10 protein-coding genes are annotated in these 12,280 nt (G+C 62.0%); 3 read left to right on the plus strand and 7 right to left on the minus strand.

Features of this window, described 5'->3' with window-relative positions:
• Positions 1 to 158: 158 nt before the first annotated feature.
• From cysN to FS767_RS08800, 3 genes are all read right to left on the minus strand, one after another.
• The gene (gene cysN, locus FS767_RS08790; RefSeq protein WP_144964883.1) at positions 159 to 2,060 is read right to left on the minus strand and encodes a sulfate adenylyltransferase subunit CysN; all 1,902 of its coding nucleotides are present in this window, start codon (positions 2,058 to 2,060) and stop codon (positions 159 to 161) included.
• Between the two features lie 177 nt (positions 2,061 to 2,237).
• On the minus strand, positions 2,238 to 3,155 hold the full coding sequence (gene cysD / locus FS767_RS08795; RefSeq protein ID WP_058604935.1) for a sulfate adenylyltransferase subunit CysD: 918 nt from the start codon (positions 3,153 to 3,155) through the stop codon (positions 2,238 to 2,240).
• Between the two features lie 193 nt (positions 3,156 to 3,348).
• On the minus strand, positions 3,349 to 4,107 hold the full coding sequence (locus tag FS767_RS08800) for a Nif3-like dinuclear metal center hexameric protein (protein WP_049696503.1): 759 nt from the start codon (positions 4,105 to 4,107) through the stop codon (positions 3,349 to 3,351).
• A 168-nt stretch (positions 4,108 to 4,275) separates the two neighbouring features.
• Here FS767_RS08800 and algW point away from each other — a divergent pair, with 168 nt between their 5' ends.
• Positions 4,276 to 5,436, plus strand: coding sequence for a Do family serine endopeptidase AlgW (algW, locus tag FS767_RS08805; protein ID WP_023534328.1), 1,161 nt, complete (start codon positions 4,276 to 4,278; stop codon positions 5,434 to 5,436).
• Between the two features lie 72 nt (positions 5,437 to 5,508).
• On the opposite strand, the gene FS767_RS08810 is transcribed toward algW, so the two are convergent.
• The 4 genes from FS767_RS08810 to FS767_RS08825 all read right to left on the minus strand — a co-directional run bounded on the left by FS767_RS08810 (position 5,509) and on the right by FS767_RS08825 (position 9,665).
• Positions 5,509 to 6,273: an amino acid ABC transporter ATP-binding protein gene (locus FS767_RS08810; RefSeq protein ID WP_027914459.1), complete on the minus strand. Its 765-nt coding sequence runs from the start codon at positions 6,271 to 6,273 to the stop codon at positions 5,509 to 5,511.
• A gap of 10 nt (positions 6,274 to 6,283) precedes the next feature.
• Positions 6,284 to 7,381 (minus strand): amino acid ABC transporter permease, encoded by a 1,098-nt coding sequence (locus FS767_RS08815; protein ID WP_058604933.1) that lies wholly within the window; start codon positions 7,379 to 7,381, stop codon positions 6,284 to 6,286.
• A 10-nt stretch (positions 7,382 to 7,391) separates the two neighbouring features.
• Positions 7,392 to 8,570, minus strand: coding sequence for an amino acid ABC transporter permease (locus FS767_RS08820; RefSeq protein ID WP_144964884.1), 1,179 nt, complete (start codon positions 8,568 to 8,570; stop codon positions 7,392 to 7,394).
• A 66-nt stretch (positions 8,571 to 8,636) separates the two neighbouring features.
• Positions 8,637 to 9,665, minus strand: coding sequence for an amino acid ABC transporter substrate-binding protein (locus FS767_RS08825; RefSeq protein ID WP_058604931.1), 1,029 nt, complete (start codon positions 9,663 to 9,665; stop codon positions 8,637 to 8,639).
• Between the two features lie 331 nt (positions 9,666 to 9,996).
• Between FS767_RS08825 and FS767_RS08830 the strand changes: the two genes are divergently transcribed.
• Both FS767_RS08830 and rhlB read left to right on the plus strand, forming a co-directional pair.
• Positions 9,997 to 10,653 (plus strand): alpha/beta hydrolase, encoded by a 657-nt coding sequence (locus FS767_RS08830; protein WP_058604930.1) that lies wholly within the window; start codon positions 9,997 to 9,999, stop codon positions 10,651 to 10,653.
• Positions 10,654 to 10,753: 100 nt separating this feature from the next.
• Positions 10,754 to 12,202: an ATP-dependent RNA helicase RhlB gene (gene rhlB / locus FS767_RS08835; protein ID WP_144964885.1), complete on the plus strand. Its 1,449-nt coding sequence runs from the start codon at positions 10,754 to 10,756 to the stop codon at positions 12,200 to 12,202.
• Positions 12,203 to 12,280 lie beyond the last annotated feature (78 nt).

Consider the following 12,280-nt stretch of genomic DNA (forward strand, 5'->3'; position numbering starts at 1 on the left):
TGAATGGCACCAGTTTTGCCAGTGTTCGCGGCTATAGCTCCTGGTTGCGCAACCTTTCAGATTCTCAGCAAGACAGTTGCTCTTACGGACCCCGCAAAAGCAACGGATTACGCGTATATAAAAAACCCGCCGAAGCGGGTTTTTTTGCAAGCCAGCGATTAGATCGCCCCCCGCTGCCTCAACACATCCAGCACCAGCTTCACACCTTCATCCACGCTAGTGGCCTGGGTATCGATGACCAGATCGGCATCCAGTGGCACATCGAACGGGAAGCTTTCGCCTGGAATGTTGTCGCCTTCGGCGGCATACAGGCCCTGCGGATCGCGTTCGCGGCACACCAGTGGCGAGGCCTGGACGTAGACGGTCACCAGGCGATCCTTGCCGATCAGGGCCTTGGCCTGTTCGCGGCCTTCGGCATCCGGGGCCACGAAGGCGGCCAGGGTCAGCAAGCCGGCTTCGTTGAACTGGCGCGCCACATGGGCGGCGCGGCGCCAGTTCTCGGTACGGCCAGCGCGATCCTGTGGCAGGCCCTTGTTCAGGTCATGGCGCAGGTTCTGCCCGTCGAGTACATAAACGGCACGGCCCATGTCGAACAGTTTGCGCTCCACAGCGTAGGCCAGGGTGCTCTTGCCAGCGCCGGACAGGCCGCTGAACAGTACGGTCGCCGGCTGCTGGCCAAAGCGCAGGGCACGCTCTTCGGTCGAGACATGCGCCGACTTGCCATGCTGCCCGGCGCTGCCATGGGGCAGCACAGGCTGGGCGATGATCATGCCGGCGCCCACGGTGCCGTTGGTCAGGCGGTCGATGACGATGAACGCACCGGTGGTGCGGTTGCTCTCGTAGCCGTCCAGCGCAATGGCGCTGTCCAGGGATACCTTGACGCGACCGATCTCGTTCAGCTGCAAGGCGCTGGCAGCGCCTTTTTCCAAGGTATTGACGTCCACCTTGTGGGTGATGCTGGCAATCGAACCCGGCACGTAGCTGGTCGCACGCTTGATGTCGTACTTCTTGCCCGGCAGCATCGGCTCTTCGGCCATCCACACCAGCATGGCTTCGAACTGGTCGGTCACAGGCGGCACATTGTCGGCATGCACCAGCAAATCGCCACGGGAGATGTCGATCTCGTCTTCCATGGTCAGGGTCACGGCCTGACCCGGGCCTGCGCTTTCCAGCTCGCCGTCGTAGGTGACGATGGACTTCACACGGCTGCTCTTGCCCGACGGCAGCACGACGACTTCATCGCCCTTGTGCACCACGCCGCTGGCCAGGGTGCCTGCAAAACCACGGAAGTTCAGGTTGGGGCGGTTGACGTACTGTACCGGGAAACGCAGGTCGGTGAAGTTGCGGTCGGCCGCCACTTCCACAGTTTCCAGGATTTCCATCAATGTCGGGCCGGTGTACCACGGCGACTGCTCGCTGTGGTTGACCACGTTGTCACCCTTGAGCGCGGACATCGGCACGAAGTGCAGGCTGCTGGGCGTCAGGTTGATGGCTTCGGCGAAGGCCAGGTAGTCGGCCTTGATCGACTCGAACACGCCTTCATCGAAGCCCTTGAGGTCCATCTTGTTGACGGCGACCACGATGTGCTTGATGCCCAGCAACGAGGCGATGTAGCTGTGGCGGCGGGTCTGGGTCTGCACACCGTAGCGGGCATCGACCAGGATGATGGCCAGGTCGCAGGTGGATGCGCCGGTCGCCATGTTACGTGTGTACTGCTCGTGGCCCGGGGTGTCGGCAATGATGAACTTGCGCTTGGCCGTGGAGAAGTAACGGTAGGCCACGTCGATGGTGATGCCCTGCTCGCGCTCGGCCTGCAGGCCATCGACCAGCAGCGCCAGGTCCACTTCCTCGCCTGTGGTGCCGGACTTCTTCGAATCACGGGTGATGGCTTCGAGGTGGTCCTCGTAAATCATCTTCGAGTCATGCAGCAGGCGCCCGATCAAGGTGCTCTTGCCGTCATCCACGTTGCCGCAGGTCAGGAAACGCAGCAGTTCTTTGCGCTCGTGCTGAGCCAGATAAGCGAGGATGTCTTCGCTGATCAAATCGGATTGGTGACTCATCTCATTCAAGCTCCAAGCTGTCAGCTTCAAGCGGCAAGCTTGTCGGCGTACAACTAGTTAGAAATTAGGTTGATCAACCCACTTGGCATTCTGGAGCGCTCGCGGGCCATGCAGGCGGCAATCCACAAGGTTCGAACGCTGCGCGCTCGATTGCTCTTGCAGCTTGCCGCTTGAAGCTTAGAAATAGCCCTGGCGTTTCTTGTCTTCCATGGACCCGGCGCCGTCGTGGTCGATGACCCGGCCCTGGCGCTCGGAGGTGCGGGTCAGGAGCATTTCCTGAATGATGTCGGTGAGCGTCTCGGCTTCGGACTCCACGGCGCCCGTCAACGGGTAGCAGCCCAGGGTACGGAAACGCACCTTCTTCTTGACGATGCGGGCTTTTTCTTCCTCGGACAGGTGCTCGAGGATGCGCGCGTCGTCGATCATGATCAGGGTGCCATTCTTCTCGATGACTTCGCGCTCGGCGGCGAAGTACAGCGGCACGATCGGGATGCCTTCGAGGTAGATGTACTGCCAGATGTCCAGCTCGGTCCAGTTCGACAGAGGGAACACACGAATGGACTCGCCTTTGTTGACCTTGCCGTTGTACACGTTCCACAGCTCAGGGCGCTGGTTCTTCGGGTCCCAGCGGTGCTTGCTGTCACGGAAGGAGTACACGCGCTCCTTGGCACGCGACTTTTCTTCGTCGCGGCGCGCGCCACCGAAAGCGGCATCGAAACCATGCTTGTCCAGCGCCTGCTTGAGGCCCTGGGTCTTCATGATGTCGGTGTGCTTGGAGCTGCCATGGGTGAACGGGTTGATGCCCTGGGCCACACCCTCGGGGTTGACGTGGGTGATCAGGTCGAGCCCCATTTCCTCGACCATCTTGTCGCGGAAGCGGTACATCTCCTGGAATTTCCACTGGGTGTCGACGTGCATCACCGGGAACGGCAGCTTGCCCGGGAAGAAAGCCTTGCGCGCCAGGTGCAGCATCACGGCGGAATCCTTGCCGATCGAGTACAGCATGACCGGGTTGTCGAACTCGGCGGCCACCTCGCGGATGATATGGATGCTTTCCGCCTCCAGCTGTTTCAAGTGCGTCAGTTTGTCGACCATGGCTACTCACGAAAAACGATCTTATGGACGGCCAGCGGGCCGTGTTCGAGCGAGCCACTCTATCACAGCAGATGCTTCTATTTAGGCGCCTGGATAGATCGAAAGCGTCTAACCATATGACTGCGGGTTTGGGCTGCGGGTCGGCGCTCAAGCCCGCCAACCCGTTGCCACGCGGCCTGCGCCGACAGGTCGGTCAGATCGGATTTGGGCAGTCGATGAACAGGTGCTCTACGGCAAAACGCCGTGCCAGGTAATCGCCCAATGCCTGCACTCCGTAGCGCTCGGTCGCATGGTGCCCTGCGGCGATGAAGCTCACGCCGTTTTCGCGGGCGCTGTGGTAGGTCTGTTCCGATGCTTCGCCGGTCAGGTACAAGTCCACCCCGGCCGCGATGGCCGTGTCGATGTACCCCTGCCCACCGCCGGTGCACCACCCGACACGACGAACGACCCTGTCTTCTTCGACCAGCAACGGCTCACGCCCCAGCACATCCTGCACACGGCGGGCAAAATCGCGGGCAGTCATGGGTTGGGCCAGCGACCCGACCAGCCCGACCACCTTCGGGTTGTCTGGGTCGAGCGGGCCCTCTACGGTGATCTGAAGCTGTTGCGCCAGCTGCACGTTGTTGCCCACTTCCGGATGGACGTCGAGCGGCAGGTGAAAGGCCAGCAGGCTGATGTCGTTGTTGAGCAGGGTTTTCAGGCGTCGCTGGCGAATGCCGGTGATGCAGGGGTTTTCCCCCTTCCAGAAATAACCATGGTGCACCAGCACGAGATCGGCTTGAGCCTCAACGGCTGCATCGAGCAAGGCCTGGCTGGCGGTCACGCCAGTGACGATGCGCCCGACCTGCGGCCGGCCTTCGACCTGCAAGCCGTTGGGGCAATAGTCCTGGATCCTGCTGCTGCCCAGGTAGCGCTCGGCTTCTTCGACCAATGTACTCAGCGCGACGGCCATGGGAAATCTCCTCGAAAAACTGCGTGCCTGCCAGGCGCAAGGCCTGGCGAAGGTCCGTATAATGCCGGCCATTATGGGCCGTCGTAGGCACTGGGGGAACCGGTGTATGATCGCGCGCCCACGCTCCACTGCGCGGCCCCAGGCCCCGGCTCTTTCCAGGATTCGTTCATGTTCAAGGCTCTGCGTTACTTTGGCTGGCCCCTGCTCACCGGCGTGCTCATCGCCGCCCTGATCATCCAACGCTTTCCGGAGTGGGTCGGCTTGCCCAGCCAGGATGTCAACCTGCAACAGGCGCCCCAGTCCACGCAGGTGGTGCAGGGCCCGGTCTCCTATGCCGATGCCGTTACCCTGGCTGCGCCTGCGGTGGCCAACCTGTACACCACCAAGGTGGTGAACAAGAGCTCGCACCCGCTGTTCGAAGACCCGCAGTTCCGCCGGTTCTTCGGCGACAACCTGCCCAAGCAACGCCGCTGGGAGTCCAGCCTGGGCTCGGCGGTGATCATGAGCCCCGAGGGCTATCTGCTGACCAACAACCATGTGACCAGCGGCGCCGACCAGATCGTCGTGGCGCTCAAGGATGGCCGGGAAACCTTGGCCAGGGTGATCGGCAGCGACCCGGAGACGGACCTGGCGGTGCTCAAGATCGACCTGAAGAAGCTGCCGGCCATCACCATCGGGCGCTCCGACACCATTCGCATCGGCGACGTATCCCTTGCGATCGGCAACCCGTTCGGGGTCGGCCAGACCGTGACCATGGGTATCATCAGCGCCACCGGCCGCAACCAGCTGGGCCTGAACAACTACGAAGATTTCATCCAGACCGACGCGGCGATCAACCCGGGCAATTCGGGCGGCGCCCTGGTGGATGCCAACGGCAACCTGATCGGCATCAACACCGCTATCTTCTCCAAGTCGGGTGGCTCGCAAGGCATCGGCTTCGCCATTCCAGTGAAGCTGGCCCTTGAGGTGATGAAGTCGATCGTCGAGCACGGCCAGGTCATCCGGGGCTGGCTGGGCATCGAAGTTCAGCCGCTAAGCGCAGAGCTTGCCGAGTCGTTCGGCATGAAGGACCGGCCAGGCATCGTGGTGGCGGGCATTTTCCGCGAAGGCCCGGCAGCCAAGGCCGGTCTGCAGTTGGGGGATGTGATCCTGAGCATCAACGGCGAGCCGGCGGGCGATGGCCGCCGGTCGATGAACCAGGTGGCGCGCATCAAGCCCAACGAAAAGATCACCATCGAGGTGATGCGCAACGGTCAGCAGCTCAAGCTGATCGCCGAGGTAGGCCTGCGGCCACCGCCAGCGCCGGTGGCCAAGCAGGAAGAAAAGTAACGCAAGTGGCCAGCACGTGGGCGCTTGGGATTGGCCTGCGGCGCCACGCAGGCCAATCGCCCTTCTACTGCATCAATGCAGAATCTGGCTAAGGAACAAGCGCGTGCGGTCGCTCTGTGGCCGGTCGAAGAAATCGTCCGGTGACGCCTGCTCGACGATCTCGCCCTTGTCCATGAAGATCACCCGGTTCGCCACGGTGCGGGCAAAGCCCATTTCGTGGGTCACGCAAAGCATGGTCATGCCATCTTCGGCAAGGCCAACCATGGTATCGAGCACTTCCTTGACCATTTCCGGATCCAGCGCCGAGGTCGGCTCATCGAACAGCATGATCTTGGGCTTCATGCACAACGCCCGGGCGATGGCCACGCGCTGCTGCTGACCACCGGACAACTGCCCTGGATACTTGTGCGCCTGCTCCGGTATACGCACTCGCTCCAGGTAGTGCATGGCGATTTCCTCGGCCTTGCGCTTGGGCATCTTGCGCACCCACATGGGGGCCAAAGTGCAGTTTTCCAGGATGGTCAGGTGCGGGAACAGGTTGAAGTGCTGGAACACCATGCCCACTTCGCGGCGGATGGCCTCGATCTGCTTGAGGTCGTTGGTCAGCTCCACACCGTCGACCACAATTCGCCCTTGTTGGTGTTCTTCCAGGCGGTTCAGGCAGCGGATGGTGGTGGACTTGCCCGAGCCCGAGGGCCCGCACAGCACGATGCGCTCGCCCTGGCGAACATTGAGGTTGATGTCCTTGAGCACATGGAACTGGCCATACCACTTGTTCACGCCCTGCATCTGGATGATGCCTTCGGGGCCGGCAGGCTGCTTGATCGCTTCACTCATTTCGAAACTCCTAACGCTTGTGGCCAGTGTCCAGCTTGCGCTCCAGGTGCATGGAGTAGCGGGACATACCGAAACAGAAAATCCAGAAAACCAGGGCGGCGAACACATAGCCTTCGGTGGCCATGCCCAGCCAGGCCGGGTCGGCGGCAGCTTGCTTGACGCTGTTGAGCAGGTCGAACAGGCCGATGATGATCACAAGGCTGGTGTCCTTGAACAGGGCGATGAAGGTGTTGACGATGCCAGGGATAACCAGCTTGAGCGCCTGGGGCAGGATCACCAGCCCCATCGAGCGCCAGTAGCCCAGCCCCATGGCGGCGGCGGCTTCGTACTGCCCCTTGGGAATGGCTTGCAGGCCCCCACGCACCACTTCGGCGATGTACGCCGACTGGAACAGGATCACCCCGATCATGGCCCGCAGCAGCTTGTCGAAGCTCATGCCCTCGGGCAGGAACAGCGGCAGCATCACCGACGACATGAACAACACCGTGATCAGTGGCACGCCTCGCCAGAACTCGATGAAGGTTACGCACACCACTTTCACCGCCGGCATGCGCGAGCGCCGCCCCAGTGCCAGTACGATCCCCAGGGGCAAGGCCCCGACGATGCCTACGGTGGCGATCACCAGCGTCAGCATCAGGCCGCCCCACTGGCTGGTCGGTACCGTCTCCAGGCCGAACAGTCCGCCGTGCAGCAGGGTGTAGGCCACCAGCGGGTACAGCACCAGGAACCCCAGGCCGTAGACCGCCTTGCGCGGGAAGCTGCGGATGAACAGCGGCGCTGCGCCCAGCACCGCCAGCCATACCGTCAGGTCCACCCGCCAGCGCATCTCGGATGGGTAGTAGCCATACATGAACTGGCCGAAACGCTGCTGGATGAACACCCAGCAGGCGCCTTCCTTGGTGCAGTCGGCACGGGTGGTGCCCACCCAGTTCGCGTCGATCAACGCCCACTGCAGCAGCGGCGGCACGATCAGCCAGACCAGGTAGATGGCGAACAGGGTAAGCAGGGTGTTGAGCCAGCTGGAGAACAGGTTGGCACGCATCCAGGCGAGCACACCGACGGTCTTGACCGGAGGCGGCATGTCAGGTTTGAAAACATGAGCATTCACAGGCGTGTCCTCACCGTTCGATCAGCGCGATGCGCTTGTTGTACCAATTCATCAACAGCGAAATGCTGATGCTGATGGCCAGGTAGACGCTCATGGTGATGGCGATCACTTCGATGGCCTGGCCGGTCTGGTTGAGTACGGTGCCGGCGAACAACGAAACCATTTCCGGGTAGCCGATGCCTGCGGCCAGCGAGGAGTTCTTCGCCAGGTTCAGGTACTGGCTGGTAAGCGGTGGAATGATCACGCGCAGCGCCTGCGGGATGATCACCTTGCGCAAGGTTGGCCCTTCGCGCAGTCCCAGGGAGCGGGCTGCTTCGGTCTGGCCGTGGCTGACCGAACGGATGCCCGAGCGCACGATTTCGGCGATGAACGCCGCCGTGTAGATCGTCAAGGCCAGGGTCAACGCCAGCAGTTCAGGGATCAGTACCCAGCCGCCGACAAAGTTGAAGCCCTTGAGCTGCGGCACCTCCCACTGCACGGGGCTGCCGAACAACAGCACACAGGCACTTGGGATGACGATCATCAGCGCCAGCCCTACCCAGAACTTGTGAAACGGCTGGCCGGTTTCTTCGAAGCGCCGGTTGGCTCGACGCACCATCAACACGGTTGCCAGCACAGCTACCAGCAGGGCAGCCACGAAGGGCCAGAAGCCTTCTGCCATGGAGGCCCCAGGCATGTTCAGGCCGCGGTTGCTGATGAAGAACGCGTCGTCGATGTTGATGCTGCCCCGCGGCCCTGGCAGGGTCAGGAACACGGCGAAGTACCAGAACAGGATCTGCAACAGCGGCGGGATGTTGCGGAAGGTTTCCACATACACGGTAGCCAGCTTGTTGATCATCCAGTTCGGCGACAGCCTGGCGACGCCGATGATGAAGCCCAGCACTGTGGCCAGCACCACGCCGATGAGGGTCACCAGCAAGGTGTTGAGCAGCCCGATGACGAACACCCGCGCATAGCTGTCCGACTCCACGTAGGGAATCAGGTGCTGGGCGATGCCGAAGCCGGCACTGCGGTCAAGAAAGTCAAACCCCGAGGTGATGCCCCGGTGCTGCAGGTTGGTTTGCGTGTTGTGAAACAGGTACCAGCCCAGACCGACCACGAAGACGATGGTCAGTAGCTGGAACAGCCACGCGCGCACACGTGGATCGCTCAGGGATAAACCCTTTCGTGCGCCAATTGGATTTTGCATGAAATGCCCCGAAGAAAAGGGTAGCGGACCGCCTGCGGCGGCGGGATGCCGCCGCAGGTGCAACCATCAGCGCACAGGGGGTGCGTACTGGATGCCGCCGTTGTTCCACAAGGCATTCATGCCACGGTCGATCTTCAGGTCGGTGCTCTGGCCAAGGTTCTTCTCGAACACTTCGCCGTAGTTGCCCACTTGCTTGACGATCTGCACTACCCAGTCTTTGGGCAGCTTGAGGTCCTTGCCGTACTCGCCGTCGCCACCGAGCAGACGCGCCACGTCCGGGTTCTTGGTGCCCTTGGCCTCGGCCTCGACGTTCTTGGAGGTGATGCCGGCTTCTTCGGCATTGAGCATGGCGAACAGGGTCCACTTGACGATACTGAACCACTCCTCGTCACCCTTGCGCACGACCGGCCCCAACGGTTCCTTGGAAATGGTTTCCGGCAGTACCACGTAGTCAGCCGGGGCAGCCAGCTTGGAACGCTGGGCGAACAGTTGAGATTTGTCCGACGTCAGCACATCGCAACGGCCAGACTCCAGGGACTTGGCGCTTTCATCCGAGGTGTCGAAGGTGATGGGGGTGTATTTCAGGCCGTTGGCGCGGAAGAAGTCCGATACGTTCAGTTCGGTCGTGGTGCCGGCCTGGATGCAGATGGTCGCGCCATCGAGCTCCTTGGCACTGGATACGCCAAGCTTCTTGTTGACCAGGAAACCTACGCCGTCGTAATAGGTGACCCCGGTGAACATCAGGCCCATGCCGGCATCGCGCGAACTGGTCCAGGTGGTGTTGCGCGACAGCACGTCGACTTCGCCCGATTGCAGCGCGGTGAAGCGTTCCTTGGCGTTGAGCTGGCTGAACTTGACCTTGGTCGCGTCCCCGAACACGGCTGCCGCCACGGCGCGACAGACATCGGCGTCGATCCCGACGATCTTGCCTTGTGCATCCGGAACCGAGAAGCCAGGAAGACCGTCACTCACGCCACACTGGACGAAGCCCTTCTTCTTAACCGCATCGAGCGTCGCCCCGGCCTGGGCCGTACTCACAGCGCCCAGGGCAGCGGCAGCGGTCAGGACTGCCAGGGTGGTTTTCAACATCTTCATTCACAACCTCCAAATCGCTCTTGTTGTATCGAGCCGGAATTGCACCGCACCCTTTTGAGGCGCATCCGACCCGTATTGGCTTGTTATTGGGTCACTTGGCGCAATGGGCTGTTCTGTGACAGCCTTCGCGTGCAAAGGGTGTTACCGTCTCGGCCTGTCCTTTGCATCACAGATGGAAGTGCAAACCGCGTACCAGATTGCGTGGCTTGAGCGTTTAAGCACGAGTCAAGTAGGGAAAGTTGCATCGTTGCGACATTCTTTTTCCGACTCGCCGGGCGCGCGCCTTCTTTTCAAGCACGACCTCTTCCACACGCACGTTTTCGGAGCAGCCATGACCGACCCACTCATTCTCGAACCTCAAAAAGCCGCAGATGCCTGTGTGATCTGGTTGCACGGCCTGGGCGCGGACCGTTACGACTTCCTACCGGTGGCCGAATTCATGCAGCAGCATCTGCTCACGACCCGGTTCGTCATGCCCCAGGCGCCGACCCGGCCGGTGACCATCAACGGCGGCTACGCCATGCCCAGTTGGTACGACATCAAGGCCATGACGCCGGCCAGGGCCATCGACGAGGCCGAGCTCGATGCCTCGGCCGAGCAGGTCATCGCCTTGATCAAGGCCGAGCAGGCCAAGGGCATCAGCCTGTCGCGCATCTTCCTGGCCGGGTTCTCCCAAGGCGGCGCCGTGGTGCTGCACACGGCCTATATAAAGTGGCAGGAAGCCCTGGGTGGCGTGCTGGCCCTCTCCACCTATGCCCCCACCTTCGCTGACGAGCACACGCTGAGCGCGTGCCAGCAACGCACCCCGGCCCTGTGCCTGCATGGCGTGCACGACCCGGTGGTGATCCCGTCGATGGGGCGCACGGCCTTCGAGTACCTGAACACCTGGGGCGTCGCTGCCCGCTGGCACGAGTACCCAATGGAGCATGAAGTGGTCGTCGAAGAGCTGAACGACATCCTCCAATGGCTGACCACGCAACTTCAATAAGCCGCGCGCACGGGTCGTTCAAGGCCATTGCACTACGCCGAGCAGGGATCTTGCATTACACTGCCCGGCGTACATTCCTTAACCAATTGACGAGATGACCGTGCTCAAGGCACTCAAGAAAATATTCGGCAAGGGAGACATTGCCCCCCAGGCCACTGCGCCCGCTGCCAGCATTGCCCCGGCGCCAGCGGCCCCCCAGGCCCATGCGCCATCGGCCCCTGCCGTTGCGCGCAGCCAGCCTGCCGCCCAGGTCGAACAACCTGCCGCTACCAAGCCTGCCAGCGACAAACCGCGTCGAGAGCGCAAGCCAAAACCCAAGCCCCAGGCCAGCCTGTGGAAACCGGAGGACTTCGTGGTCGAGCCCCAGGAGGGCAAGACGCGTTTCCACGACTTCAAACTCTCCAACGAGCTAATGCACGCCATTCACGACCTGGGTTTCCCCTACTGCACGCCGATCCAGGCGCAAGTGCTGGGCTTCACGCTGCGCGGCCAGGATGCGATCGGCAGGGCCCAGACCGGTACGGGCAAGACTGCCGCGTTCCTGATCTCGATCATTTCCCAGCTGCAACAGACGCCCCCGCCCAAGGAACGCTACATGGGCGAGCCGCGCGCCCTGATCATCGCACCCACCCGCGAACTGGTGGTGCAGATCGCCAAGGACGCGGTCGCCTTGACCAAATACACCGGCCTGAACGTGATGAGCTTCGTCGGCGGCATGGACTTCGACAAGCAGCTCAAGGCCCTGGAAGCACGGCACTGCGACATCCTGGTGGCTACGCCCGGCCGCCTGCTGGATTTCAACCAGCGTGGCGAGGTGCACCTGGACATGGTCGAGGTGATGGTGCTGGACGAAGCCGACCGCATGCTGGACATGGGCTTCATCCCGCAGGTGCGCCAGATCATTCGCCAGACGCCGCCCAAGAGCGAGCGCCAGACGCTGCTGTTCTCGGCCACCTTTACCGATGATGTGATGAACCTGGCCAAGCAGTGGACGACCAATCCCGCCATCGTCGAGATCGAGCCCGAGAACGTGGCCAGCGAAACGGTCGAGCAGCACGTTTATGCGGTGGCTGGCAGCGACAAGTACAAGCTGCTGTACAACCTGGTGACCCAGAACAAGTGGGAACGGGTGATGGTGTTCGCCAACCGCAAGGATGAAGTACGCCGTATCGAGGAAAAACTGGTACGCGATGGTGTCAATGCCGCGCAGTTGTCCGGCGATGTACCCCAGCACAAGCGTATCCGTACCCTCGAGAACTTCCGTGAGGGGCGCATCACGGTGCTGGTGGCGACCGATGTGGCTGGACGCGGGATCCATATCGACGGCATCAGCCATGTCATCAATTTCACCCTGCCGGAAGACCCTGACGACTACGTGCACCGGATCGGCCGTACCGGCCGGGCAGGCACCAGTGGCGTATCGATCAGCTTTGCCGGCGAAGATGATTCGTACCAGTTACCTGCGATCGAGACGCTGCTGGGGCGCAAGATCAAGTGCGAAATGCCGCCTGAGGAGTTGCTCAAGCCGGTGCCGCGCAAGCACGCCTGATCGGGTTGGGTCGGTCAGGTCGATCTGCCCATGCCCCTGGCCGCCGGACCGGCCTCGATGGGCCGCGCAGCGGCCCTG

The sequence above is a fragment of the Pseudomonas sp. DE0010 genome, assembly GCF_007680745.1.
GTDB classification, from domain to species: Bacteria; Pseudomonadota; Gammaproteobacteria; order Pseudomonadales; family Pseudomonadaceae; genus Aquipseudomonas; species Aquipseudomonas parafulva_B.